The 24,941-nt window shown below is 67.4% G+C and carries 22 protein-coding genes and 1 pseudogene; 9 read left to right on the top strand and 14 right to left on the bottom strand.

Features of this window, described 5'->3' with window-relative positions:
* Window positions 1-309: 309 nt before the first annotated feature.
* On the bottom strand, window positions 310-1,701 hold the full coding sequence (locus ACVBD7_RS20865) for an MFS transporter (RefSeq protein WP_458095160.1): 1,392 nt from the start codon (window positions 1,699-1,701) through the stop codon (window positions 310-312).
* Between the two features lie 302 nt (window positions 1,702-2,003).
* Between ACVBD7_RS20865 and ACVBD7_RS20860 the strand changes: the two genes are divergently transcribed.
* From ACVBD7_RS20860 to ACVBD7_RS20850, 3 genes are all read left to right on the top strand, one after another.
* Window positions 2,004-2,462, top strand: a complete 459-nt coding sequence (locus ACVBD7_RS20860) for a hypothetical protein (protein ID WP_458095159.1) — start codon at window positions 2,004-2,006, stop codon at window positions 2,460-2,462.
* Window positions 2,463-2,834: 372 nt separating this feature from the next.
* The gene (locus ACVBD7_RS20855) at window positions 2,835-3,986 is read left to right on the top strand and encodes an AAA family ATPase (RefSeq protein WP_458095158.1); all 1,152 of its coding nucleotides are present in this window, start codon (window positions 2,835-2,837) and stop codon (window positions 3,984-3,986) included.
* A gap of 316 nt (window positions 3,987-4,302) precedes the next feature.
* Entirely contained in the window at window positions 4,303-4,947 is a 645-nt protein-coding gene (locus tag ACVBD7_RS20850) for a PAS domain-containing protein (protein WP_458095157.1), read from the top strand.
* A gap of 357 nt (window positions 4,948-5,304) precedes the next feature.
* Here ACVBD7_RS20850 and ACVBD7_RS20845 read toward each other — a convergent pair whose 3' ends face one another.
* The 5 genes from ACVBD7_RS20845 to ACVBD7_RS20825 form a co-directional block, all read right to left on the bottom strand.
* Window positions 5,305-6,408: a hypothetical protein gene (locus ACVBD7_RS20845; protein ID WP_458095156.1), complete on the bottom strand. Its 1,104-nt coding sequence runs from the start codon at window positions 6,406-6,408 to the stop codon at window positions 5,305-5,307.
* Window positions 6,409-6,649: 241 nt separating this feature from the next.
* On the bottom strand, window positions 6,650-7,276 hold the full coding sequence (locus ACVBD7_RS20840; RefSeq protein WP_458095155.1) for a carbonic anhydrase: 627 nt from the start codon (window positions 7,274-7,276) through the stop codon (window positions 6,650-6,652).
* 676 nt (window positions 7,277-7,952) lie between these two features.
* Window positions 7,953-9,470: an alpha/beta hydrolase fold domain-containing protein gene (locus ACVBD7_RS20835; protein ID WP_458095154.1), complete on the bottom strand. Its 1,518-nt coding sequence runs from the start codon at window positions 9,468-9,470 to the stop codon at window positions 7,953-7,955.
* A gap of 149 nt (window positions 9,471-9,619) precedes the next feature.
* The gene (locus tag ACVBD7_RS20830) at window positions 9,620-10,615 is read right to left on the bottom strand and encodes a helix-turn-helix domain-containing protein (RefSeq protein ID WP_458095153.1); all 996 of its coding nucleotides are present in this window, start codon (window positions 10,613-10,615) and stop codon (window positions 9,620-9,622) included.
* A 128-nt stretch (window positions 10,616-10,743) separates the two neighbouring features.
* Window positions 10,744-11,196, bottom strand: a complete 453-nt coding sequence (locus ACVBD7_RS20825; RefSeq protein ID WP_458095152.1) for a DoxX family protein — start codon at window positions 11,194-11,196, stop codon at window positions 10,744-10,746.
* Between the two features lie 36 nt (window positions 11,197-11,232).
* Here ACVBD7_RS20825 and ACVBD7_RS20820 point away from each other — a divergent pair.
* Together ACVBD7_RS20820 and ACVBD7_RS20815 are read left to right on the top strand one after the other, a co-directional pair.
* Window positions 11,233-11,598, top strand: a pseudogene (locus ACVBD7_RS20820) (CoA transferase); the annotation flags it as partial.
* A gap of 64 nt (window positions 11,599-11,662) precedes the next feature.
* Window positions 11,663-11,998, top strand: a complete 336-nt coding sequence (locus ACVBD7_RS20815; protein ID WP_458097762.1) for a hypothetical protein — start codon at window positions 11,663-11,665, stop codon at window positions 11,996-11,998.
* Between the two features lie 301 nt (window positions 11,999-12,299).
* On the opposite strand, the gene ACVBD7_RS20810 is transcribed toward ACVBD7_RS20815, so the two are convergent.
* Window positions 12,300-13,253 (bottom strand): radical SAM protein, encoded by a 954-nt coding sequence (locus ACVBD7_RS20810; RefSeq protein WP_458095151.1) that lies wholly within the window; start codon window positions 13,251-13,253, stop codon window positions 12,300-12,302.
* 101 nt (window positions 13,254-13,354) lie between these two features.
* Here ACVBD7_RS20810 and ACVBD7_RS20805 point away from each other — a divergent pair, with 101 nt between their 5' ends.
* The gene (locus ACVBD7_RS20805) at window positions 13,355-14,767 is read left to right on the top strand and encodes a dihydrolipoyl dehydrogenase family protein (RefSeq protein WP_458095150.1); all 1,413 of its coding nucleotides are present in this window, start codon (window positions 13,355-13,357) and stop codon (window positions 14,765-14,767) included.
* Here ACVBD7_RS20805 and ACVBD7_RS20800 read toward each other — a convergent pair.
* Genes ACVBD7_RS20800 through ACVBD7_RS20790 form a run of 3 tightly spaced genes read right to left on the bottom strand, consistent with a single transcriptional unit; the run spans window position 14,764 to window position 16,598 of the window.
* A complete protein-coding gene (locus ACVBD7_RS20800) occupies window positions 14,764-15,237 on the bottom strand; it encodes a rhodanese-like domain-containing protein (RefSeq protein WP_458095149.1) in 474 nt (157 codons plus the stop codon). The two genes, ACVBD7_RS20805 and ACVBD7_RS20800, sit on opposite strands and share 4 nt — an antisense overlap.
* On the bottom strand, window positions 15,234-15,737 hold the full coding sequence (locus ACVBD7_RS20795; protein WP_458095148.1) for a vitamin K epoxide reductase family protein: 504 nt from the start codon (window positions 15,735-15,737) through the stop codon (window positions 15,234-15,236). Before ACVBD7_RS20795 ends, ACVBD7_RS20800 begins: the two co-directional genes overlap by 4 nt.
* A gap of 51 nt (window positions 15,738-15,788) precedes the next feature.
* A complete protein-coding gene (locus ACVBD7_RS20790; RefSeq protein WP_458095147.1) occupies window positions 15,789-16,598 on the bottom strand; it encodes a sterol desaturase family protein in 810 nt (269 codons plus the stop codon).
* Window positions 16,599-16,683: 85 nt separating this feature from the next.
* Between ACVBD7_RS20790 and ACVBD7_RS20785 the strand changes: the two genes are divergently transcribed.
* Window positions 16,684-17,301, top strand: a complete 618-nt coding sequence (locus ACVBD7_RS20785) for a TIGR04282 family arsenosugar biosynthesis glycosyltransferase (RefSeq protein WP_458095146.1) — start codon at window positions 16,684-16,686, stop codon at window positions 17,299-17,301.
* A complete protein-coding gene (locus tag ACVBD7_RS20780) occupies window positions 17,298-18,026 on the top strand; it encodes a glycosyltransferase (protein WP_458095145.1) in 729 nt (242 codons plus the stop codon). Before ACVBD7_RS20785 ends, ACVBD7_RS20780 begins: the two co-directional genes overlap by 4 nt.
* On the opposite strand, the gene ACVBD7_RS20775 is transcribed toward ACVBD7_RS20780, so the two are convergent.
* Both ACVBD7_RS20775 and ACVBD7_RS20770 read right to left on the bottom strand, forming a co-directional pair.
* Entirely contained in the window at window positions 18,008-19,066 is a 1,059-nt protein-coding gene (locus ACVBD7_RS20775) for an SDR family oxidoreductase (RefSeq protein WP_458095144.1), read from the bottom strand. The two genes, ACVBD7_RS20780 and ACVBD7_RS20775, sit on opposite strands and share 19 nt — an antisense overlap.
* A gap of 341 nt (window positions 19,067-19,407) precedes the next feature.
* The gene (locus ACVBD7_RS20770; RefSeq protein ID WP_458095143.1) at window positions 19,408-20,613 is read right to left on the bottom strand and encodes a D-alanyl-D-alanine carboxypeptidase family protein; all 1,206 of its coding nucleotides are present in this window, start codon (window positions 20,611-20,613) and stop codon (window positions 19,408-19,410) included.
* Window positions 20,614-20,975: 362 nt separating this feature from the next.
* Between ACVBD7_RS20770 and ACVBD7_RS20765 the strand changes: the two genes are divergently transcribed.
* Window positions 20,976-22,268, top strand: coding sequence for a hypothetical protein (locus ACVBD7_RS20765; protein ID WP_458095142.1), 1,293 nt, complete (start codon window positions 20,976-20,978; stop codon window positions 22,266-22,268).
* A gap of 297 nt (window positions 22,269-22,565) precedes the next feature.
* Here ACVBD7_RS20765 and ACVBD7_RS20760 read toward each other — a convergent pair whose 3' ends face one another.
* Together ACVBD7_RS20760 and ACVBD7_RS20755 are read right to left on the bottom strand one after the other, a co-directional pair.
* Window positions 22,566-23,456 carry a formylglycine-generating enzyme family protein gene (locus ACVBD7_RS20760; RefSeq protein WP_458097739.1) on the bottom strand — a complete coding sequence of 297 codons (891 nt, stop codon included), beginning with the start codon at window positions 23,454-23,456 and terminating at the stop codon, window positions 22,566-22,568.
* 14 nt (window positions 23,457-23,470) lie between these two features.
* A complete protein-coding gene (locus ACVBD7_RS20755; protein WP_458095141.1) occupies window positions 23,471-24,922 on the bottom strand; it encodes a sulfatase family protein in 1,452 nt (483 codons plus the stop codon).
* Between the last annotated feature and the right edge of the window lie 19 nt (window positions 24,923-24,941).

Below are 24,941 nucleotides of genomic sequence, written 5' to 3'. Positions count from 1 at the left end.
GCTGCCCGATGGTCCCCCCATGTGATCAGTCCAGAATCAGCGATGCCGCGCGCATCGGCCGGAGTGGAGGCGAGAAGGGAGAAGCTCACCGGCCTTCTCGCGCTCGATCATGCGGAACGGAAGTCTATCGATCGCCTCGGCCGAAGCCGGGGGGGGGTGCTTAGGCCCTGGAATGGCGTGCAGCCATCACGGATGTAGCCGAGGCAGTCCTGGAAGATGATCCGCATGACAAGCTGCTCGTCCTTCTCGATCGTCGCGGCGCGTGCGGGTACTGCGGCGATATGTGCGGCGAGGAGCAGCACGGTCTCTTCACGGGGACATGTCTCCGGGAGGTCCACCCACGGCCGGTGCTGCACCGCGCGGCCGCCGTTCACGAAGGCTGAACCAGGCTGCCAGAAGTGCTGTAACAGCTACCAGCCCAAGACCAATGGGCAGGGGAGAACCTGCCGCGCCGTCACGCATCTTCCCGCCGAGCCAGAAAAGCGGGACCAGGAACACAACGAAGGGCGCGAGCACGCCCCCGAGCCCGCCCGCCGCGACGAGAAGACCGGCCGCCGCTGCCTCCCGGCCCCCGGGCGCATGCCCGACCAGCGCCATTGCGTTGCCCGTCTCGAACAACCCGCGACCGGTCCCGAGAAGCAGCATCGCGAGCAGCGCGGCCGGCATGCCGCCCCAGGGGAAGAGGAGCATTGCTGCGCCCAGGGCCAGCAGCAGCGCACCGGGACGTGCCGGCGGCCAGGCCGGTCGGCCCTGCAGGAGCAAGCCGCCCGCGAGCGCTGCCAGGGCCGTCGCTGCCGCGGCGGCCAGGAACAGCGCACCGAGCGCCTGCGCTGGAATGCGCCAAGCCCCCGCAAGATGCGGCGTCGCCGCCGTGCCCACCGCCGCCAGTGCAAGGCTGCCGAGCAGCGTCGCCGCTGCCGCCCTGCAATCCTCTGGATGCGTCAGAAGGTCCAGGGGCAGCATGGGATCGGACCGACGCTGTTGCTGCCAGACCCACAGGGCCAGGACGAGCAGTCCGAGAACCAGCAGCACGAAGCCGCGGAAGGGCCGGAACGGCGCCGTGTAGAGGGCACCCAGGAGGAGCCCGAGGCAGGCCAGGTTCAGCAGCGCGCCGAGGACATCGAAGGGCCTCGCCACCTGATCGGCCGGCAGCGCCTTGAGGCCGAGTAGCAGGGTACAGAGGGCCAGCAGCAACCCAGGCAGCACCAGGCCCGGCACCCCGAACCCCATGCCGAAACCCGAGAGGACCGGCAGCAGGGTCACTCCCAGCACGCCGGCCAAGGTCACGAGGCCGAAGCCGAGCCCGAGTTGCGCCTCGCCGAACACCGGCCGGACAAGGGCAAGCCCCGCGGCGAGGAGCCCGGCGGAAGCCGCACCCTGGAGCAGCCGCAGCCCGATCAGCGGCCCCTGTTCTAGGGGAAGTGCCGCCGCGATCGAAAGTGCGGCCACGAGGACGACCGCAACGAGGAAGCTGCATCGCGCCCCGAACCGCGCGGCGGCCGCCGCCGCCGGCAGCGCCGCCACGAGGAGGCCGATGGCATAAGGCGGGTGGAACAGGGCAATGGTCTGGGCGGGAAGTGCCAGCCGCTGCATGTGCTGGAACAGCAGCATCGAGAACAGCGCCCCCGGTAGCGACGCCAGCGCCACCCCCAGAAGCAGCGCGAGAGGAGCCTGCCAACGCCCGGTCCCAACCTCAGTCATGCGCTTCCTCCTCACCCGCCCTGCGCGACCACCGTCACAAAGCTCGTGCACAGCCCACAGCGCGGCCGGTCTCAAGCCCGACACGGGCGTTTACACTGGGCCCGCGGTCACGCGGCCTTTCCCAAAAACTGCCAGCGGGCGAAATCCATGGCCAGCATCACCCGCGCAAGACGAGGGCAGAGCGACGGCATGAGACATCGAGAACGCTGCGGCATGCCCGACCTTCGGCGATCCTCGGGCTGGATCGGGTGCTGTGCCCCGCCCAGTCCGTTTCGGGCCGCTGTCCCGGAGGGCGCCTCGCAATGAGGCGCCGATGGTGGCTGGCCGGCCTCGCGGCGCTCTGCGCGGGTCCGGCACTCATCAACGTGCTGGGCCGGGCCGTGCAGGGGGAGGACGGCGCAGCCGGTGATGTTGCGGGGCGGGCTGCCACCTATGCCGGGCGGATCGGGTTGCCCTTGCCGGCAAGCACCAAGGCCGAGTTCGCGGAGTGGATGGTCGGCATTGACGCCGCCGCGCGCCTGGTCCTCGTCATGCCCGAGGCGAGCTGGGCGGCGCTCCGGTCCGGCCTGCCACCAGCATCCTTCGAGGCGGACGGGGCCTATCTCGGACTCGACGAGGGCAGCTGGAGGCCGCACAATGCGCCCGGTCTGCTCTCGGCCCAGCTCTACCCGTGGCGAGACAGGGCGGAGGCGCTGAACATCGGCTTCACCCCTGCAACCGCGGGCGAGGTCCGCGTCTTCGTGTTCTGGCACCAGCTCTGATACGAGCGGCTCCAAACCTCGCGGCGGCCGATCCGTCGCCCAATCCCGAACCGCTGTGGCCTCGACCCAAGAGTTCGCGGCGCAGGCAGCCTGAAGTCTCCAAACATCTCTCCTGGGTCGGCCTGGAACGTCTGCAGCATTTCGTCTCGTATTAGTCGCATGCTCGGATGCTCCGGCCACGAGCTGCCATTCCTCATACAGAAAGACCGCGACACCGCGTTATCGGCGAGGGAGCAAGATGTAAGCTATCAGGACAAGCAGGCCGTTCCTGGCTGCATCGGTGCTGTCGGCCTTGCGGCTGGCGATATGCTGATGTCCATGGGGCTACCATTCCCGCGACATCCTCGACCGTAGCTGAAAGGGACGCCAGGGTTGATCACCACGCTCGCCGTCTCCGGCTACCGCTCGCTCCGCGACCTTGTCGTGCCCCTGGGGTCGCTAACGGTTATCACGGGCCCGAACGGCAGCGGGAAGACGAGCCTCTATCGCTCGCTCCGCCTCCTGGCCGAGGCGGCGCAGGGCCGTCTCGTCGCGGCGTTGGCTGCGGAGGGCGGCTTGACCTCAACGCTCTGGGCCGGCCCGGAAGAGATCGGCCGAGGCATGCGCGCGGGGATACACCCCATCCAGGGCACAATCCGCAAGGCACCGGTCAGCCTTCGCCTCGGCTTCTCCGGTGACGAGTACGGCTACGCGATCGACCTGGGGCTGCCGAAGCCGGACCATCCCTTCCCGCTCGACCCGGCGATCAAGCTGGAGGCAATGTGGACTGGCGAGTTGCCTGGCCGCGCCAACGTCTTCGCTGAGCGCCGAGGACCTCATGTCCGGCTCCGTCGCGCGCGCGACTCAACCTGGCGCGACGTGGCCCTGGACCTGTCATCCTTCGACTCCATGGTCACCCACTGCGCCGACGCGGCGGACGGCTCGGAGCTCCTCGCAGCCCGCGAGCGCCTGCGGAACTGGCGGTTCTACGATGCTTTGCGCACCGACCCGGACGCGCCGGCGCGGCGCCCACAGGTGATGACCTACACCCCGGTGCTCGGCGGCGACGGCGCGGACCTCGCGGCCGCCATAGCCACCATCGACGCGATCGGGGATGCAGCGGCCCTGCATGAGGCGGTGGAGCACGCCTTTCCCGGTGCGCGACTGGAAACAGGGCCGGGCAACCACGGCGGCCTCCTCCTGCACCAGCACGGCCTACTGCGACCACTGAGCCCAGCCGAGCTCTCCGATGGCACGCTGCGTTACTTCCTGCTCGTGGCTGCGCTGCTATCGCCAAGGCCGCCGGAGCTGATGGTGCTGAACGAGCCCGAGGCCAGCTTACACCCCTCCTTGATGCCACCCCTTGCGCAGCTCCTCACGGAAGCTTCACGGCGGTGCCAAGTCGTGGTGGTCAGCCATAACGAGACGCTAATCGACGCCCTACATGGCACTGGCGAGGTCACGGCGGTGCGGCTGCACAAGGATTTCGGCGAGACCTCCGCAGCCGACCTCGACCCGCCACCCTGGGTCTGGCCCAAGCGGTAGGAGCGAAGGCCTGCACAGGGGTTTAGCTCCGGCGAGCGATGCACTCTACACCTGCTCTGACACGCCTCAATCCGCAATCCAGAGTGAATTGGCTGCGCCTTCAAGAAGGACCGCAAACGCCATATCGCGCCCGAAGCAACCGTAGTTTCGGCGTTGGATAGGTCTTGAAAGCGTAGATAGTGAATGAGCCGCCCTCACCAATTGCCGATATCAGCCCCATCGCGATTGTGCAGAATCGTTCTTGCACTACTTATGCTTGCGTTATTTATGATGCTGCTGAACACAAGCACAGCTGACGGGAGGCTGTAGGAGGAGCATGGCCTACGCAATCGGGCAGCCAAACGCCAATCTGCTACCGGACGCTCTCTCAGCCACCAACGTTGGCGTCTGGGAATGGGAAGTCGCGGGCGATTGCATGCGGACCGATCCGATCTGCGCCGCCCTTTTCGGGCTCCCGGCTCACCAGGCCGAGCAGGGCCTTCCGCTCCAGGCCGCATCGGACGCCATCCATCCCGATGACCTTCCCGGCTTTCAGCGGCAACTCGCAGGAGTCGTCGCGAATGGGGGCTTGTTCGTCGCGGAGTACCGCACCTGCCCTTCCTTGAGCGACACGCGGTGGATCCTGGCGCGTGGTCGCTTCGAGACGGATACGGACGGTGTCGTCATACGCGGTCGTGGCATCGTCATCGACATCACAGAGAGCAGAGGGGAAGGGCATGCGGAGGATGGGGCGGTCTTCCTGACAACGCACGTTGAGGAGGAGCTGAGCCCGCTGATTCGCGCAACCGACAAAGCGATTTCAACCTACCAGGAGTTGGAGCAGATGGGGACCGAAGGCGCACCCTTGCGTGCAGTTGCCCGGCACCTCTTGATAGCGCTCGGCCGCGAACTGGTAAAATCAACCAGTCAAGAAAGCCAAGAAGACACGCAGGATCAGCCTCGTTCGGAATCGCTGCACTGACAGCGACGCCTTGATGTGTTCGACCGGTGCGGAGCAAGATCGGATTCTTTGTAGCACTCCCTGACAACTACTCCCTGACCGACATGCCGGTATCAGCACCGATCAGAGCTCAAGAGTCTTACGCCCCCCTCCCAGTTCAAAATGTCCTGGATCTTGCAGGCAGCGGAAGGCCTGCTCAGAAGCCGGCGATTGCCGAGAAGCGGAGATCAGCGCTCACAGGTCTCCGACTTTGAATGAGGCAAAAACGGCTCGCATTTTGATCTATCCGGCCAGCCTGCCCAGGCGTCGCTGCGCCCGCACGAAGCGACGCGTCAGTCGGCCTGCCCTGTTCGCACGGCGACGCAAACGGTCGAGCAGTTAATCCCGGACCGGCGCATCGCCTCCTTCCGGCACGATAGCTTCGGCATCGAAGCCGAGCCCCTTGATAAAAACATTCCAGTCCGCTGGCCGCAGCGCCCCGCCCGTCGCTTGGCGATGGCCGGACCCGTACATCTCGTCCGCACCAGGCGGCCGGTGTTCGGCCAGAAACCCGACCAGGTCGCGGTCCTCGCCAGAGCGGACAGCGAAATGCACCCAACCCGGCCGGTACCCCGTATTGGCCGCCACCACGATCCTGTCCCGTAACCGCCCCCGCCATTGCTGGGCGATCAGGGGATGAATCTGTGTGGGCGAAGCGAAGCGGATCAGCGCCACCTCGCCCCGAACCACCGGTGCAACCCGCCGTGCCGCCTCCAGCTCCCGCTTCACCTCCGCCCGTGCTGCCTGCACGGCCGCCGCCTCCGGACGGTCGCCCGACAGCACGTCCTTCGGCCCGTCCGCCTCCATCAGCAGCCGCAGGGCCGGGGCAGCATCGCCCGATGCGCTGCGCCGCGGCGCGTTCACCAGTGCCGCGGCATCCCGCAAGGCGGTCACGCCGTACCGCCGGGCCGCCTCCATCTCGGGGAACCCGGCCTTCTCCGCCATGTCCCCGATCAACCCCACCGCTGCCAGCCACAGCCAGGGCTCCGCCTCGGCAATGGCATTGGCGCACCAGAAGGCTAGCAGCGAAGAGGTCGGGATTGGGTCCATCCCGTGACCGCTGATGACCGTGGCGCCGGCCGGCGGCGCGCCGGGGATGTGGTGATCCACCACAACGGTGGGCACGCCGGGCTTCGGCGGCGTGTCCCGCACACCCAGGTCGGTGATGACGCATCCACCTGCCGACTCATCCGCCAGTTCCGCCCGCATCGCGTTCGACCAGGGACTTTCGCCTCGGCCTAGGATGCGGGTCCGCACCGCCCAACCCGCCGCCTCGAAGGCTCGGGCGAAGAGGGCGGTAGCGGAGAGCCCGTCCGCGTCGTTGTGGCCGAGAATCCAGACCGGCCGGGTTCGGTCGAACGCCTGGACAGCCTTGGCGAAGGTCGCGGCGGTCTCGCTGCGTGCGGTGAGGGTCTGCATTTCAGAGTAAAGCACTGGCGACACGCGGGTTGTCCCTTGGCGCCTGCTTCGTGCGATTTGCTGGCAAGCCCGATGAGATTGCCGCAGCGGTACTCACATGGGCTCAGACGCGGCGGCGTTCATGCTCGGCCCCGCCATGGTCGTTGATGGCTGGTGGACGGCGGGGGAACCCACCCCGTCCGCCTGCCAGGTTGAGCCGCGCGGGCCATCTAGAAGTCCGCCAGCTGAACGAAGTCGTTCGACTATCTCCGGATCAGCCCAGGGATCAGTTATCCTCGTACCAAGTCACATCACCATCATCGAGATCATAACGCGCCGCCACAACCTTCAGCTTCCGCTGCTCGATCGCAGCCGTCAGCACTGGGCTCTGCGTCCGGAGGCGGTTGGCCACCCTGCGCGCGTTCGCAATCACAGCTTCATCGAGCGACACCTTTCCGTTCGCATCACGCACAGAGAGTACGGCGGGGATGATGGGCTGCACCATCTCACCGATCACGCCCGGAAAAGTACCGTTCCGCTCCACAACGTCCAATGCAGCGGAAACCGCGCCACATCCCTCATGCCCCAGGACCACCACCAGAGGGCATCCCAGCACGCCCACACCGTACTCGATGCTGCCCAGTGCTGCGGTGTCGACCGTATTTCCGGCGTTGCGGACGATGAACAACTCGCCGAGCCCTCGGCCGAACAGAAGTTCAGGCGGCACACGGCTGTCGGAACATCCGACCAGAACAGCGAATGGCGCTTGGCCCCTGGCGAGTTCAATCCGGCGCTGACGCCCATGCGCGAAGTTGTAGGGCGCCTCGTGCTGGTACTCGTCGTTGCCCTTTTTCAGTTGAGCCAGTGCCTCGTCTGGCGTGAGCGAGGTGTGTGCAACAGGATCAGCGGCCATGGCCCTCAAGCCACTCACACCCGTTGCAATGAGCCCCATGCCAATCGTCCGCTTGAAGAAGCCCCGTCGGCCCGATGCTTCGATTCGGTGAGCCGCGGAACCGCAGCAACGGCAGCGTTGGTCCAACATCCAGCAATTTCCTTTGAAGACGCCAAGACGTGCGGCGGCTGCGACCTACTGCCTCGTTCATAGCCCATGGTTCGGCAGCCTCACACATCTGCTGCGTGAAGCTTCCTCAATGATCTTGTTCATGAAGCGCTTGTATGTACACGACGCGCGGCTCCCAGAACTCTGTCCGAAGAGACGGCGTGACGGACGCGATCGGCTGGGCGGGCCCGCCGGTGAACCCTGTCCTCGGCTGCGCTCTCCTGCTGGCCGCCTGGATTGTCCTAGTCACCGCGCCGCTCTTAGAGTCCACAGCGTTCCTCTCGCCGCCGCCGAAGCCAACAGACCCGCTGCGGCATGCGACTGCACCGTGTCGCGCCCTTCACGTGGTCGGCGGCACGCAACGGTGCTTCTCGCGGCGGGCGTGCCGCTTCTGCCACCGCCCGAGCGGCAGCCGGACCAGAAGGCACGGCGCGCCGCCGGTCGAGCAATCCGTTCGATGAAGTAGGGCATGACGCGCACAGCCCTGGACCCGCGGGATCTGTCCCCGCGGGTCCATCAGCCATCGTTACTAGTTCCGAAGCAGCTGCAGGTTCTCACCGAGGCGCTGCTGCTGGCCGAGGTCGTTCAGCTTATCGCGCTCGAAACGGGGCAGCGCCTCCAGCTGGTCGCGCGTTATCCGAAGGCGCCCGCGCCCGTCGGCACCGAACTGGATCTGCTCCATCGCAATGATGGCGCGACGCTCGCCGATGCCAAGGAAGCCGCCCCACTCGATGACGGCGCCCACGACGCGGCCCGTCCCGTCTGCTACGAGGTTCTCGATCTCGCCCGCCTTCTCGTCATTGGCGCCGACAAGGTTGGTACCGATCAGGCGGCCCGCCTCCTCGCGGCTCAGCGACGGCACCGCGGCCGGGCTCGCGGGTGCGTTCGTGGCGACGGGCTGGGCAGGTGCCGACGCCTGACCACCCAGGGCCGGACGCAGCCGCTCGACGGCGAAGGCCTGGGCCTGCTGCGCGCTCTGCACCACGGCCGCCATCCCGAAGAACTCATGGGTGGTGCCGGGATAGGTGCGCTGCTGCACATCCACACCCGCCTCGCGCAGCCGCGCCGTGAGGGTCTCGCCCTCGCTCCGCAGCGGGTCGATCTGGGCCGAGACGATCGTCACCGGGGGAAGGCCGCGCAGGTCGTTGCGGCCGACGAGGTTGACCCGCGGGTCCTGCGCCTGGGACGCGCTGTCGAAGGCGTTCTTGACGAACCACTCCATGCCGCCGCGCGAGAGCGGCAGCGAGTTCGCGTTCTCCTGGTAGGAGGGCGTGTTCATGTCGGCGCCCGCCACGGGATAGACAGCGAGGACGTGGTCGGGACGGGTCAGGTTGCCGTCCCGCGCCGCGATCGCGACGTTGAGGGCGAGGTTGCCGCCCGCGCTCTCACCGGCGACGGCGAGCCGCTCCGGATTGGCGCCGAGCTGGCGCGCATTGGCCAGGGCCCAGCGATACGCCGCCACCGCGTCGTCATGCGCCGCGGGGAAGCGGTTCTCCGGCCCCTGGCGGTAATGCACGGACAGCACCGCGGCGCCGGTCATGGCGGCCAGGGCACGAGGCGTTGCGTCATAGGTGTCGAGATCCGCGACGACCCAGCCGCCGCCGTGCCAGTAGACGATCAGCGGCAGGGCCGCGGCGCCGGCGGGCCGGTTGCCGGGCGTGTAGAGACGCGCGGGCAGCTGCCCGACCGCACCGTCCACCTGCAGGTCGCGGGTCTGCACCGCGGCGACCGCGGGCGGCAGCTGGATGCCGCGGTCGCTCATGACGCGCTTCACCGCGTCGGCCGGGCTGGGCTGACGGCGTGCCTCGCTGGGGGAGAGGGTCTCGAAAGGCTTGGCGCCGAGCGCGGTCAGGGTCTGGAGAACGGCTGCCATATCCGCGGCGGGGCTGGCCGGCGCGGTCGCCGGCTGTGCCGTCGTGGCCGGGGTCGTTCCCGTCGTGGCTGTCTGGGCATGAAGCCCTTGCCCCATCCCGCTCAGGGCGAGGCAGCCCGCCGTGGTGCCGGCGAGGAGGGCGGCCCGGAGGCCTCTGGCCGTGGTCTTCGTCATGCTGATGAGTCTCCGATGGTCCTGCTCAGAAACGGCGCGACCTAGCCAGATCGGGCCCTTTCCGGACGCGTCAAAAGCCTTGGGAGCATCGAAGAGTTGCCCCTCTCACAGACGAGTTGGACGCCGCGTCGGCCTTTCTGGACGCACTGTCAGCCCGATCGCTCCGCCTCAATCCCGGTGATCCGCGAGGCGGACTCGACGCAAGGAAGCTTCTCTCGCCGACCATCCGACGAGCCCGGCCATTCCTGGCCGCCCAGGCTGCGATAGGCAGTCGGGTCCGTCCCGAACTTCCCGCGGAACGCGCGGGAGAGTGAGGTGGGGTCGCTGTAACCAACCGCTGCCGCCACAACCTTCAGCGGCAGATCCGTCGTTTCGAGGAGCCGCGCAGCAGCGCGAAGCCGCACTGACTGCACGAACTCCATGGGACCGCTGCCGAGTGCCCGGGCAAAATGATCCGCGAAGGAGGCACGGCTCATTCCGGCTTTCTCGGCAAGGCCTGCGACGGTGTGCGGAGCGCCGGGGTTCTCCAGCACGGCAAGGGCAGCGCGGGCGAGGCGGGGATCGCCGGGAAGATCGGTCGGGAGAGGACTGCCGGCGCGCCTGAAACGCCCGCGCAGCAGGGCGACGAGGCAGGCTTTCATCAGCGCCTCGGTCATCGCTGCCGTGCCGTGGCCAGGCGCTGCGACCTCCGCCCGCATGAGGTCGAAGACGAGACGGCCAGCCTCATCGGCCGGCACCTCCGCCACCGCGTCTCCCATCAGGTCGAAAAGGCCCAGGGCGCGCCCGTGAGGGGCCGGAATGGAGCCGCAGAGCAGAAGCGTGTCAGGGCTGTCGCCGGCCGTGAAAGCCGCGAGCCCGTCCGCGAAGGGGCCGCAATGCTCTTCCGCCTTCGCCTCCGGCGCCTCGGGCCGGACGTCACCGACGACATGGCCTTGGCGCGGCGGCACGACGATGACGCTGCCGGCCGAGTAGGTCAGCGGAGAGGCGTTGCCAACCCGCACGGTTCCCGATCCGGCGAGGACGTGGTGGACGGTCACGGTCTCGAAGGGTCCGAAGGCAAGCCGCCAGCCCTGCCCGATGGTGCAGACCGAGGTGGAGTGGAGATGAACGACGAGGGTCGCCAGAAGCCGGTCGAGACTGGTCACTGTCATTCCTGCCCACACGCGGCGCAGGAACCGTCCCCCTCCGCGGTGCAGCCCCAACGCGCCACACCGGTTCCGGCTTCGGAGATGTCGGATCCGATCCGAAGCCGTCCGCTCCGAAGTTACCCCTGTCAGGGCAGGCGAACAGAGCCAACGGCGCGCCGACCTCGGGGCCTAAACGGCCAGTCCACGACCTCGCCCGCGAACAGGGCCCACCACACCACCACGGGCTGCAGGGCCAGGCGCGGCAGGTGATACCACCAGCCGAGATGCACCTCCCCGGCCGGCAAACCATCGAGCGCGTGCTTAATGTTCGCGGGGAAGACGAGGACGGCGTAGAGCGCGAGCGCGACCCCCGCCGCGCGGCGAAACCTGCGCGTCAGCAGGCCGGCCGCGCCGGCGACCTCGCAGAGACCTGTCAGCAGGATGACCTGCCGCGGAAAGGGCACCCAGTCCGGCGTGATCAGCAGGAAGGGATCGGGCACGACAAGGTGGAAAATGCCGGCCACGAAGTAGATGGCGGCAAGCACCCAGCGAGCGGCGTCGCGGCCCTTTCCGGGGAGGGATCGGTGGTCCGCGATCATGCAAGGCGTTTCCTCACGGGCAGTGGGGCCGACAACATGGGTCGACGCCGGCCGAAGCGGCAGGGCCTGAGCTGCGCTGACACGTCAGCCCTGTCCCAGGGCCGGGTGACATGCGCAAGGTGGGCGGACCCGGCCGCCACGGCTCTGAACAGAGATACGCTCCCGGTAGGTTCGCCTCGATACCATCCGTCCCCGCAGGGAGGGACACACAGCTGTTTTCTCGACCTCAAGAGCGTGAAAGGGGCTGCGCGCTTCGCCGAACTGGTGCGGGTGCCCGACGTTGTGGTGAACGGGTATCGCCCCGATGCACTGGCACAGCTTGGGTTCGGCATGGAGGAGCTCGCTCGCCCCCGTCCCGTCATCATGCAGGCTTTCGTCAGCTGCTACGGCTCGGGCCGCCCTTTCGCAAATCGCGCGAGCTGGGAGCAGGTTGCCCAGGCCGTGACAGGCATCCTATCTCGACGCCTTGGAAGACGGTCCCTGGCTGCGGATTTTTGCGTTCTCGGGGCTGCAGAATCAGCGAGCAAGCCAGAACTACATGACGTCCATCCGGTCGCGGGTGATCCAGCCGGTCGCAGCAGGCTTGCGGGCCATAGCGCAGAATCGCTCCGGACACGCGGGCGCCGATGCCGTGGAACTCGCCTGGGCGATTCATGGAGAGCTCTGCTTTGGTCCGATCTGCAACCGGCTGCTTGGATTGCAAATGGCTCGGCTGACATCCGAAGAGATCCGGCGGCGCATCGAGAAATGCTTGTTGGGCCGCCTGCCGCCTGACAATGCCAGGACAGGCGGAGCTGAATGACCGCCGACGTCGTACACTCGCTTTAGGCTAGTTCGCTGCGCCCTGCATGCGCTTGGCAAGATAGGGGCCTGCAAGAACGGTCTCGACCGGAGGGATCGAGCATCTGACGACCGGCGCACCATTCGCCTGTGCGCCTGTGCGCCTGTGCGCCTGTGCGCTGGAACGCGGTTTATGGGTCCTCGCTCGTCGGTGGGATGCTCAATCTGCTGGTCAACGGCTCAGGCACTGCGCAATCGCGCGAGGTTTGTGGTCTGCACGACCGATAGCATCGCGCTTTGAAAGGTGAGCATCGCCGGTTCCACTATCGACTGCATGCCGCACCGCCGAGGACGCAGAAACGGGCGCAATGAGGGTGGTTCAGCGGCACGGGCCTGTTCGCCTCGGCAAGGGAGGCGCCCAGCTCGAATTGCGGATCATAGGCCAGGAGGGTGCAGGCGAGGACGGCGGGAGCCCTGGCCCCCTTCCGCTTAACCACCATGCGGGAGGAGGCGCACATCACGCTGTTCGGCGATTTGTTCAGAATGCCCCAGCACGCCTCGGTAATTTCCGGAACCTCGGCGGCCGCATCCATTTCCGGGAAGAGCATGAGGGCCACGGGATCGCCCGCGTCCAGCGGGACGCCGCGCTCAGCGAGAAGGCGTGCGTAGCCCTCGCGCAGCGCTGCCTCCGGCTCGTGCCCGAAGGCAGCGCGGCCGGCGATGTTGATCCGCAAGCCGTTCTCCGCGAGCCATCCCAACCCCTGCATCGTCTTTTCGAAAGAGCCGGCACCACGCTCCATGTCGTGCAGGGCTGCAGCATGGTGGTCCAGGCTGATGCGAAGTGTCAGCTGCCCGGGATACGCGCCGTTGAGGGCGGCAAGGGCCTCCGCGTGGCGCATCATCGGCCGCATGGCATTGGTGAGGACAAGGACACGGAAGCCCCGGCCCAGCGCGTCCGCCAGCATCGGCACGATGTCGGGGTTCATAAAGGGTTCGCCGCCGGTGACACCGATCTCCTCCACCGGCCAGGCATCGCGCTGAATCTCATCGAGATAGGACGCGACATCAGCGGCCGAGAGGTAAACGAGGGCGTCGTTGCGCGGGGAGCTCTCGATGTAGCAGTTCGCGCAGGTCAGATTGCAGAGCGTGCCGGTGTTGAACCACAGCGTCCGCAGGGCCGACAGACCGACCGCGGCTCGTCTCTCCCCCTTTGCAGTAGTCCGGGGATCACGGAACTTGGCCGCGGGCGCCGGGGCGATAGGGGTTTCGACTGTCACAGGGCACTCCGAGGCTCTGGTCGGGCAGGATGTGGTCACGCAGGGTCATTCGGCCATAGTCTTCCCCCTCAACATCGCGCGGGCGGCGCGAGGGGGCCGCTTTGGCGCGCACGCACGATCTGATCGTTATTGGCGCCGGTGCCGCCGGACTGACCGCCGCCGGAGGTTGCGCCAGACTTGGCCTGCGTGTTGCGCTGGTGGAGCGTGACCGAATGGGTGGCGAGTGCCTGAACACAGGCTGCGTTCCCTCCAAGGCGTTGCTCGCTGCGGCACACCGGGCGCAGGCCGTGCGGGACGCGGCGCGCCTGGGCATCACGGCGTCAGAGCCGGAGATCGACTTCAACCGTGTGCGCGCGCATCTCCGCGGCGCCATTGCGGCGATCGCGCCGCACGACTCAGAGGAGCGCTTCCGGGCCTGGGGTGTGGAGGTGATCCGCGGAGAGGCACGCCTGCTCGACCGAACGGGGCGCGTTGCCGCGGCGGGGCGGGTGCTCTCTGCGCCGCGGATCGTGCTGGCGGTCGGCTCGCGCCCTGCTATTCCAGAGCTGGAGGGCCTGGCCGAAACGCCCCATCTGACCAATGAAACGCTCTGGGACCTCGACCGCCTGCCGACCCAGCTCCTCGTCGTCGGTGGCGGTGCCGTAGGGATGGAGATGGCCCAGGCCTTCCGCCGGCTGGGTGCTGCCGTGACAGTCATCGCGGGTGGCCAGCCTTTTACGCGGGATGATCCCGAAGCGGCGGCAGTGGTGCTGGACCGGCTTGTTGCTGAGGGCGTGACCATCCTGCGCGACATCCACGCCATGACAGCGGCCCCGGCGGAGGGCGGCGTGCGCCTCGGCATGGACGACGGGAGCGCGATCATGGGTAGCCACCTGCTGGTGGCGACCGGCCGCAGGGCCGCGGTGGAAGGTTTGGGGCTGGACGCGGCCGGCGTCGCGGTGGACCCGGGTGGCATCCGCGTGGATACGCGGCTCCGGACCACCAATTCCCGTATCCTGGCAATCGGCGATTGCCGCGCGGGCCCGCGCTTTACGCACCGCGCGGGCCAGGAGGGAGCACTGGTCGTGACAAGCCTTGGCCTGGGCATCCCCGCAAAGCCCAATGAGGCCGTACTGCCCTGGGTGACCTTCACCGATCCCGAGTTGGCCCAACTGGGGCTAACTGAAGCCCAGGCGCGGGAGCGGTACCCGGAGGTGGAGGTGCATCGCGAGAGGTTCGCGGAGAACGACCGGGCGGTCGCGGAGGGCGATACGGCGGGCTTCTTGAAAGTCGTCGCCGCCCGCGGCCGGGTTGTCGGCGTCACGATTGTCGGCTCAGGCGCCGGGGAGATGGTGCTGCCCTGGAGCTTGGCGATCGCCGGCAAGGCCTCGCTCTGGGCCATGTCCGGGGCGGTGGTGCCCTATCCCACCCGTTCGGAACTCTCAAAGGCCGTCGCCTTCTCCGCCTACGAGGCGCGGATCTTCGGCCCTTGGGCACGCGGCTGGGCGGGCCTCCTGGCGTGGCTGCGGCGCTAGCGGTCCAGCAGCCGTCCCCAGCGCGCATCGAAAGGGTGGACGGCGCGGGTCGGGCCGCGGTCGTCCACCATGGGCAAACCGAGACGCGCCCAGCGGAAGATCCCACCGCGCAGGTTATACACGCGCACTGGAGGCAGTCCGTAATCCAGGAACGCCTTGGCCATGCGGCCGGAACGCAGGCCGACGGAACAGGAGAGGACGATCGAGGTGCCGTCCGCGATCTCGGCCCAGGTCAGCACTTCCAAGACCGGGGTGCCCGGATGTGCGAGGCGTGCGCCGGGGATGCGGCCCACGGCGTACTCTTCCGGCATGCGGACATCGAGCAGAATTGGCGGATCCCTCTCCAGCCGCGCAGAAAGGGCTTCCGCCGTGACCTCCCGCACGTCCGGCAGGAACGCGGCGATTGCCGCCTCGCAAAGGGAAAGCGCGGCGCCGCGAGCAGTGGGGTCGAAGCGGAACGGACTGCTCAACGCCGCAGCAGAGTCCGCAGCCCCCGAGTAGCCTCGGGCAAGGCGAGCGCGAGCGAGGCGATCGAGACGAGGCTGGCGGTCTGGCAGTAGGCGCAGAGCGCCTTGTTGTCCGCCCATTCCTCCTGCGCCAGCTTCAGGTTGGTGCCGACATCGAAGAGCGTCTTGGCCGCCAGCGCCAAGGGCAACCCGGGCTGCTCCTCCGCCCGGTTCCGCCCACCGGCCGCGGCCAGGGCCGCGGTGACCGCATAGGTGGCGATCATCAGGACGGCGTCCGGCATCTGGAGCCGCTTGTAGGCGTAGTCCGAGGCGTTCACCCGCTCGGAATCGAAAGGGCCCACGGGCGGGTCAGGCAGGCGACGGATGATGCCGGTCTGGTACAGCGTGACGACTTGGCCGATGGCCACGCCGAGCAAGGAGAGGCCGACCAGCCAGCGGCGGCGGCGCAGGTCGGGATCGGTGCGCAGCCGCAGGTCGCGGCTCAGCTCTGAGGGCGTGGGCATGGCAGCTTCCAGGATAGGCAGCAGGGAAACGCCGGGCTAGGTGCTGCTGTTTCAGTGGCGCCTTGCGAGACCACCGCCCCAAAGGCGTGGTTCCTGCGGGCGCCAGGCGTCGCGCTGGGTGCGGAAAGGCATCTCCAGTGAGGGGCGCAGCCGCAAATCGGCCGGATCGCGGTAGCCAGGGACGCCGATCCGCATGTCGCGCTGCGCCACATCCCAGCGGAAGGTGCGATGCAGCCGGTCCCAGAAGCTCAGCCCACTCGTCCAGTTCGAGTCCGTTTCGGCCTTCACGGTGGAGTGGTGGATGCCGTGCATCCGGGGCGTGGTCAGCACGAAGGACAGCACCCGCTCCAGCCGGTCCGGCAGGCGCAGGTTGGAGTGGTGGAACAGGACGGACAGGAAGAAGAAGGTCTGCCATGCCCCGAAGGCGCGGGGTGAGACGCCAAGGAGGGCGACCTGCGCCGCGCGCCAGGGCACGGAGACGAGCATGTCCACCGCGTGAAAGCGCAGAGCAGTGGATGCGTCGAGATCTAGGTCGATATGGTGGACCAGGTGCAGGCGCCAGAGGGCGGGCACCTTATGGGTCAGTACGTGCCAGACGTAGATCGTGTAATCCATGAACAGGAAGCCGACGACATCCCGCGCCCAGGGTGGCAAGGGCAGGCGCTGCGCCAGCCCCGATCTCCGCTCGGCAGCCCGCTGCGCCAGGCGCCGGGCCACGGGCCCCTCCACCGCGGCGACCACCGCCATGCTGAGGGCGCCCATGGCGAGGTTGCGGATCGTGCGGAACGGCTCGGCTTGAGAGCGGCGGCGCAAAGGTGCGCGGCTCTCGGCCAGCAGGATCGCCCCCACCGCCAGGGCCATGCCGGCGCCCAGCAATACAGTCCTGACCTTTCCGCCAGGAGCCGTCGCGGCAAGACTGTGGTGGGTTCGGGACGGGGCAGAGGGCATGGCCGGTGACATGAGGGGAGCTGCGCGGGGCGGCAAGGAGCCGCGTGTCGCACTCTTCGCCCGCTTTCCTGAACCGGGCCGGGCCAAGACGCGGCTCATCCCCACCCTGGGAGCCGACGGCGCGGCCGCGCTCCACCGGCGCCTGACGGAGCAGGCCCTGGGCGTGCTGCGGGCCAGCGGCCTGCCATTCGAGCTGCGCCACACCGGAGCACCGCCCCAGGCCTTCAGGGCCTGGCTGGGCGAGGCAGTACCGCTGGCGGAGCAGGGGATGGGCGACCTCGGCGCCCGGATGGCACGGGCCTCGGCGGATGCGCCAGCGATACTGGTGGGGGCAGACCTGCCCGACCTCGCACCTCGTCACCTGCACGCGGCGGCCGCCGCGCTGGAAACGCATCGCGCCGTGATCGGCCCGGCGGAGGATGGTGGCTACTGGTTGCTCGGCTTGCGTGAGCCGATGCCCTTCCTGTTCGAGCCCATGGCCTGGGGCACCGAGACCGTGTTTGCCGAGACATTGGCGCGCTTTGCCATGCAGGGCGTGACGCCTGCGCTGCTGGAGACGCTGGCCGACCTTGATCGGCCCGAGGATCTCAGCCGCTGGCCGGAGCTGACGTCGTGAGTGGTGTCGCCATCGTCATCCCCATGCTGAACGAAGCGGCATCGCTCCCGCGGCTGCTGCGGACCCTCGCAGCGCTGCACCCGTCACCGGACGAGATCGTCGCCGTGGACGGTGGCAGCGGTGACGGATCGGTCGCGATCGCCCGGGCTGGCGGCTTGCGCGTTGTGGAGCACAACCTGCGCGGCCGGGCGGCCCAGATCAACCGCGGGGTGGACGAGGTCTCTGCAAGACTTGTCTGCGTGCTGCACGCAGATACAACCTTGCCCGATGATGCGGTGGAGGTGATCCGGCGCACCATGACCAATCCCGCCACGGCGCTGGCGGGGTTCACGCCGCTGCTGAGCGGGCCGGAGACAGTGCGTTGGGGCACCAGCTTTCACAACTGGATCAAGACCTGGTACGCACCGCTGATCTTCCGTCCGCACCTGTTTCTGCGCGGCGCGCGGCTGCTCTTTGGCGATCACGCCATGTTCTTCCGGCGCGCAGACTTCCTTGCGGTCGGCGGCTGCGACACGACACTCGCCGTGATGGAGGATGCCGACCTTTGCATCCGCTTTGCGCGGCTCGGTCGCACGCGTCTGATCAACCGCGTGGTCCTTACCTCCGACCGGCGCGTCGCGGCATGGGGCGGGCTGAGAGCGAACTGGATCTACCTGAAGGTCGGTGTGCGCTGGGGGCTGGGCCTGCGGAAGAGACTGGATCAACACTACCCCGACGTGCGTTGAGGATCCTTGCTGCGCAGGAAGCCGCTGGCGATGCAGTGATCGATCATGCGGCGCAGGAAGGCCCAGTCCACTGGGGGACAGACACGGCCGCTCAGGGCACGCAGGTTGCCATCGGCGAAGTGTGGATCACGCAAGAAATAGCTGGCGTAGAGCCCGGTAACGCAGGAATGCCACCAGGCTTCGGCCTCATCGAGATCGCCGGAATCAAAGCTATCCGGAAGGACAAAGCGGGGCGTTTCGAATTGCGGATAGCTGACAGCCAGGTCGTGCAGCAACGCCACCGGGACGGGCGCACCGGAGACGAGATGGAAAATGCGCCCGGTGGCTGCTTCCATCTGCGTCACGATGTCCGTGATTCCCTGCACGACATGGTCGATCGGCACCATATCCAAGCTCGCGCCGGGGGCGGCAGGGATGGTGCGGATGCGACCTTCCGTCACCAGCCGAATCATGCCGTAGAGATTGTCGAAACGGGCGATGGCTCCGTCCGCCCAGGCACCCACCACGATGGAAGGGCGCGCGATGGCAATTGACAGGCCGCGTTCCAGCGCGGCGAGGACCAAAGCTTCCGCCTCGGCCTTGCTCTCCTCGTAGCCGTTCGCGAAGCGCGTCCCGGCGGGCGCGGGACGCTCCGCCACAGGTCCGTTTTGCTCACCGCAGACATAGGCCGTACTGACCTGAAGCAGCGGCACCGGTTTCGGGCCGGCTCGCTCAGCCAGTGCCAGGATCCGCGCTGTGCCCTCCACATTCACGGAGCGGTAGGTAGCAGGGTCGAGGTCGAAGCCCGTAACGGCTGCGCAGTGGATGATGATGTCCAGCCCCGTCGCAAGGCGGGTGAGCCGCGCCGCGTCCAAGCCCAGCTCCTCGCGCCGCAAGTCGACAGGCAGGACGAGAGTTTCTCCGGGCTGCGGAGCAGCGCCCGCCCAGGAAAGGGGCGCCGTATCTCGCGGTTGATCGGCCACACGCATCGGGTTCCGACCAGTCATGGCAACAACGCCATGACCGCTCGCGGCCAGGTGGCTGGCCAGGGCACTGCCCAAGAGCCCGGAGGCACCGGTTATCAGGATCTGCAGAGGGCTGCCCTTATCTGAGGCTCAAGGACGCCGTTAGCCGGGAAGAGAGGTGCCGTCCATGATTCACGCGGCAAGGTAGCGCCCGGCTTCTGCATGCCACAATCGTTGAGCGTCCTTCCGGGTCCTGCGGAGCGGGTCTCCTACGGCCCGAATGATAGGGATCGGGTCGGCCATTGGTGGTTCCCTCACTCCGGCGTCCTCAGGCACGGCTCTGAGGGGTCATAGCAGCATGCGGCGCTGAGACAGCTGCGCCGCCAGTATCGAACGACCACTGCGGTGAGTATCCAAGTTCGTGCCGATAGCGTGCCCTAACCCCGAGGGGAGATCACGACACACTCGCTGCGGACGGCACGGCAGACCCGGCGGGCCTGTTGGTGAGCAAGGCCAACAACACGCGCGCGCCAAAGCCAGCTGGATCGGACCCGCACACGCCGAACCTGCACGGCCCCGCCGCGAGACGCCGCACGGCGCGCCACCGCCTGCGCTGCTACGCGGCCGGTGTAGGCGCCGAGCTGCACCGACCAGCCATGCGCCGAAGCACCGGTGGCGGTAGGGCGCGACGTGTGCGGTGCGGCTGTATGCGCCACCACCTGGCGCTGGGGCACAACGCGCGGCACCGGCGGGCGAAGAGGGGGCGCGGCCTGGGCCAAGCCGACGAGCCGCAGCCCGCCCCGTGCCGCCATCATGGTGCGGCCCGCCGCCGGATTAACGGTCTCAAAGCCATGGTCGAGCAATGCCATGACATGGGCATCCCGCGCCGTGCCCGTTGCGCCACCAAACATCACGGCCACGAGCCGCCGGCCATCCCTCACAGCGCTAGCCGCGAGATTGTACCCGCTCGCGTCGATGTAGCCGGTCTTGATTCCGTCTGCGCCCTCGTAAGTTGTGAGCAGGCGGTTGTGGCCGCCAATGTAGCGCCCGCGCCAATCGAAGCCGGATGCACTAAAATAGGCGTAGCGTTCTGGGAAGTCCCGGATCAGGCGCCGGCTGAGCAGGGCGATATCCCGCGCCGTTGTCACCTGCGCCCTGTCTGGCAGTCCGGAGGCATTCCGGAAAGTCGTTCGGCTCATGCTGATAGCCCGAGCCTTGCGCGTCATCAAACCGGCAAATGCGGCCTCACTGCCATTGGCAAGGTGCTCCGCCAGCGCTGCTGCTGCGTCATTGGCCGACTTGGTCACGAGTGCCATCATCGCCTCCTGCACGGTAATCGTCGAGCCGGGCCGCAGCCCAAGTTTGGAGGGTGGCCGTGAGGCTGCGTGGCGGGAAACACGGATAAACGTCTTTTCCGTCACGCGTCCCCGACGCAAGGCCTCGAACGCCAGGTAGAGGGTCATCATCTTGGCGAGGGAGGCTGGGTGGCGCGCAGCGTCGGCCCGCTCGGCAGAGAGGACCTCGCCCGTATCCGCATCCTGCACGAATGCGGCGTAACGGCGGTCACCCGACTGCGCCTGCGCCGGCCGCGAGTGGGAGGCCGCGGCGCAGAGCACGGCGAGGCAAAGCGCAGCTCTGGACAAGCGCCAACGGGCGCCACTGCCGGATCGCAACATAGCAACTCTCCCCTTCGTCATGCCCGCCCCCCAGGCTGGCCGCGCAGGTCCCTCTCACCGCAGCACCACTGCACGGTAAGCCGTCATCAGCGGCTTGGTCGTAGCCAGCGCAGCCGACCGATTTCCCCCGCGATCGCGCGCAGGATGACCTGCTCAGACCATCACTGGAAGCGCACCAGGGCCGCAGCAACGAAGAGAGATCTTCCGTCACAGATGGTCCGGCACGGACGCGCTCTTCGTGTTGACGGCTGCACAGTGCGGCTAGCCTTCGCCCCGTAGAGATGGCATCGAGCACCACTCTCGTCGCTCATTTCGTGGAGGCCCCGCGCTTGCGCTCCATCCGACTTCTTACGGCTCTCCTCATTCCTGCCCAGATCACGCTGGCAGAGCCTGCCATTGCCCAGCGTAGCGGCCGCCAGAGCGGTATCCCGACTGCTTCCGAGACGGCAGTGGAGGTCCGCACGCTGTCCGAACGGGACCTCCTCTTCGCCTATCACCGGATACTCGGGACGGAGCCAGATTTCAGCCCGCTGGCCGCGCTGGATGTCGATAGCCGACCTCAGCCGACCCGCCCGGTGCGCAACCCGGAACGGGAGCGTCAATACCTCCTCGTATTGGCCGATCGGCGGATCCGCGCCGAGTTCGCCGCCTTTGACCTCAACCGCCGTTTCCGGCTGCAGGTTCCCGTCGATGTCCTCGGTTATTCGGAAGCACTGGGCGGCATCCCAATTCGCTCCGGCCTTCGCCGCGGGTTCTCGATGCGTGACGCGGCGGGCGGTGCGCGTGGCTTCTCGCTGCGCTTTGGTGACACCGATGCTGTCGGCGTGATGCCGACTGCCGGCGGGGAGGCGGCTGCAGAGATACTTCAGCGGGCTGGTCTACCCTCCCTTGGCGCTTGGGCCGGAGAGGGTGTGCTGACGATGGAGATGGTCTTTGCCGCCGCCCTTCCGATCATCCCAGACCTGACCGATATTCCCATCATGGCCAACATCGTCTCTGCCCGGGTCGAGAGCCGGGGACGGATGTTGCACAGCTTCAGCTTCCCAGAAGCTCGTGCCGCGGCCGCCGCATCGAGGCGTCATAGCTATCCATCCCTGCCAAACCCGGAACTATCCGGGGTGAGGATCGGCATGGCCATGCCCGACGCCATGAGCCTTGCACTGCGGACGCATCCTCAGGCTCGTGGCACTGCCCTCTACGACGGCTTGCCAGAGGACCCGGACCTGGCCGCGCCCCAGTGCTCCAGCGGCCTCGTCGCTGACATCCGCGCATTCAGCCTTCCAATGCCGCGAAAGGACGCTTACTCCGCCTGCCTCGCCCTCTCACCCGGCATTGACGCGGGAGCACCCGTCGGGCGCGTCGGGGAAGTTGTGCAGGTCCGCTTTCTACCCGATGTTTCAGCTGCAGCGGTGCGGGCCAGCCTTGAGCGTCTTCACGGTGTCGCGGAAGAGCTGGTCAGCGGTCAGCTTCTGTGGACCGGGCGAGATGCCGCCCTTGATGGCGCGCCCGAACTTCTCCAACTCCGTGCAGACTTGGTGGAACTCGAGGATGGTGGCCCGCAGGGCGAACCCGGTGTCCTGATCTCGATGGTGCTCCGCCCCGTACCGGTTCCGGCGCAATGAGGCGGCTGAGCGAGGTGATTCTGGCTCGACGCGCATCGTACTCGCAGCTCTGTCGCAGAGACTGCAGGGATCGGCGCTGCCCGGACTGGCTAGCTGGGCTGCTCTGACGGATATGCTGCCGACGTTGCGACCATACTCCCTGCGTTGCTTCAAGCCTGAAGCGCTTCAACCGCCTCCATGTCTGGCACTAGATTGCTGGTCTACACGACCCGTCGAGCCGCTTCTGCAGTGAAGAGCTCGATCTACTTCAGCCTGCGCGCCACCAAAATATGGCTTCCTTGTGGTCCTCCAAGGTCTCTATTTAACGCACCTGAAGCCGATGTGGGAGGTCCCGGTCTCGACCGATTGCCCTTGCCGCGCCGCAGGACGGTACCGATGGCAGTAATTGGGGGCGCAGAGATGCGAGCCGCCCTTGATGACTTTGCGCGGAATATAGTTCGCTGAAACGCTGGCCTCCGGTTCCGACCGAGTCAGGAGGCGGTCGGGAACGCAGCATGACTTCATCGACTCACGCAAATGGCCGGGAACCCAGTCCTCCGCCGTCCACTCCCAGACATTCCCGATCAAGTCGACAAGCCCGTACTGGTTGGGCGGAAAGCTGCCCACGGGTGAGGTGCCGGCGTAGCAGTCCGCTACCTGGTTCTCGTAGGGAAAGTTCCCCTGCCACGTATTGGCGAAATGTGCCCCCCCGGGCGCGAACTCATCCCCCCAGGCGAACTCCGCGCCGGGTACGGCCCCATGCGCCGCGAACTCCCATTCCGCCTCCGTTGGAAGCCGCTTCCCGACCCAGTTCGCGTAAGCCAACGCGTCCTCGTGGCAGACATGCACCACGGGATGGCTTGGCTCAGGCGCTCCGCTGTTTCCGTCCGGATTACGCCAACTCGCGCCAGGCCTGAACGCCCACCAGTCGCCCCAGAACCGCATATCGTTCGCGCTGCGCGGGGCCTGGAACACTACCGAGCCAGCAACGAGAAGTGCCGGATCGGCGCCGGGGTAATCCTCCGGGCGGGGCGGTCGCTCCGCCACGGTGCGATAGCCGGTAGCAACGACGAAGCGGGCAAACTCGCCCTGGGTCACGGGAGCTCGGTCCATCCAGAAGCCCTCGACGCTTCTGTCATGCGCCGGGGCCTCTTCGGGATAGTGGCGGTCCGATCCCATGCGGAAGGTGCCGCCCGCAACCCAGACCATCCCCTCCACGACGATCAGCGCCCGCCGCGGTCCCGCACGGCCTCGGTCCAGCCCTGCGTCACGAGGTCACTGCGGATCCGCCACTTCAGGATCTCATTGATCAGCGCGCGGCGGACCGGCTCGTGCGCGGGATCATCCCAGAGGTTTCGCAACTCCTGCGGGTCGGCCTGCATGTCGAAGAGCTGGCCCTCCTCGCTGTCCACGAAGTGGACCAGCTTCCAGCGCTCGTCCCGGATCATCGTCATGAACTCGGTGCCGCTGAGGATGCGGTCGCCTGCATGCTCGGCAAAGACGAAGGGCCGCGGGGCTGCCTCACCATCGGTGAGGTAGGGAAGAAGCGAGCGCGCCTCCATCCAGCGCGGCGCCTTGATGCCGGCCAGCTCCAGAATGGTCGGGCCGAAATCGAAGAGGGAGACGAGGTTGTCCACCTTCCGGCCGGCCGCCACGCGCCCCGGCGCCCAGACGATGGCGGGAACGCGCACGCTCTGCTCGTACATCGTCCATTTCTGGCTGTGACCGTGGTCGTTCAGGCAGTCGCCATGGTCCGAGGTGAAGATGATGACCGTGTCCTGCAGCACGCCACGCCGCTCCAGCGCCTGCATCAGCACCCCGATCTGCGTGTCGATCATTGTGACGTTGGCATAGTAGTGCTCACGCTGGCGCTGCATCTGCTCCGGCGTCGGATTGTCCAAATGCACGACGGCATCATGATCCACGGACAGGTGCTGCTCGCGAAGTTTCCTCAAAGCGGTGGGCTGGCTGTCGATATCGGCGCGGTCCCAGATTGGCTTGGGTAGCTCCCGGCCCTTGTAGGATTCCAGCACCTCGGGCGTCGGGTCGTAGGGCGGGTGCGGACCTGGGATTCCGATCTCCAGGAAAAAGGGATCCTCGCCGCGCCAGGTGTCGATCCAGTGCGCCGCAAGACCGGGGACGAAGTTGTCGGAATGCAGGTGCTCCGGCAGTTCCCAGATGAAGGCGCCCAGGCGATCGCGATAGTCCTCCCGCCGGGCGTAGGTCACGCGGCTCGGCTTCTCCAACCCGTTCGCGAAGAAGGCCTTGTCCCAGTTGTCCATGAAGAAGGGCAGGCGTGGCGTGGCCCGATCCTTGTTCTCAACGACGTGGCGTTCGTGGAAGCCGAAAGACTCCTCGAAAGGGTGCGTGTGCATCTTGCCCACGTTGACGCAGCGATAGCCCATATCCGCGAGTTGGCGCACCCAGGTGTGGGTCCAGCGCTCGTCATTCCGGAACACGCCATTGGTGTGGGGATATAGGCCGGTGAACAGGCTCGCGCGGGACGGCGCACAAGAGGGAGACGTGACGTACATCCGTGTGAAGATGACGCCCTCACTCGCCAGCCGGTCGAGATGCGGCGTCGTCATGTGGTCGAAGCCGGCTGCCGCGATCGTGTCGAAGCGCTGCTGGTCGGTGATGACGAAGACGATATTTGGGCGCCTGGGCGTGTTCACGAGTAATCCTGTTCCTTGC

The sequence above is a fragment of the Roseomonas sp. WA12 genome (assembly GCF_054165765.1).
This window is presented reverse-complemented; position numbering and strand designations above follow the sequence as displayed.

What these genes read in the sequence shown, in the direction of transcription:
- ACVBD7_RS20865 (WP_458095160.1), bottom strand. Translation starts at nt 1,701, where the DNA reads ATGACTGAGGTTGGGACCGGGCGTTGGCAGGCTCCTCTCGCGCTGCTT.
- ACVBD7_RS20860 (WP_458095159.1), top strand. Translation starts at nt 2,004, where the DNA reads ATGAGGCGCCGATGGTGGCTGGCCGGCCTCGCGGCGCTCTGCGCGGGT.
- ACVBD7_RS20850 (WP_458095157.1), top strand. Translation starts at nt 4,303, where the DNA reads ATGGCCTACGCAATCGGGCAGCCAAACGCCAATCTGCTACCGGACGCT.
- ACVBD7_RS20840 (WP_458095155.1), bottom strand. Translation starts at nt 7,276, where the DNA reads ATGGCCGCTGATCCTGTTGCACACACCTCGCTCACGCCAGACGAGGCA.
- ACVBD7_RS20835 (WP_458095154.1), bottom strand. Translation starts at nt 9,470, where the DNA reads ATGACGAAGACCACGGCCAGAGGCCTCCGGGCCGCCCTCCTCGCCGGC.
- ACVBD7_RS20825 (WP_458095152.1), bottom strand. Translation starts at nt 11,196, where the DNA reads ATGATCGCGGACCACCGATCCCTCCCCGGAAAGGGCCGCGACGCCGCT.
- ACVBD7_RS20795 (WP_458095148.1), bottom strand. Translation starts at nt 15,737, where the DNA reads ATGCCCACGCCCTCAGAGCTGAGCCGCGACCTGCGGCTGCGCACCGAT.
- ACVBD7_RS20790 (WP_458095147.1), bottom strand. Translation starts at nt 16,598, where the DNA reads ATGGCCCTGGCGGTGGGGGCGATCCTGCTGGCCGAGAGCCGCGCACCT.
- ACVBD7_RS20785 (WP_458095146.1), top strand. Translation starts at nt 16,684, where the DNA reads ATGGCCGGTGACATGAGGGGAGCTGCGCGGGGCGGCAAGGAGCCGCGT.
- ACVBD7_RS20760 (WP_458097739.1), bottom strand. Translation starts at nt 23,456, where the DNA reads ATGGTCTGGGTTGCGGGCGGCACCTTCCGCATGGGATCGGACCGCCAC.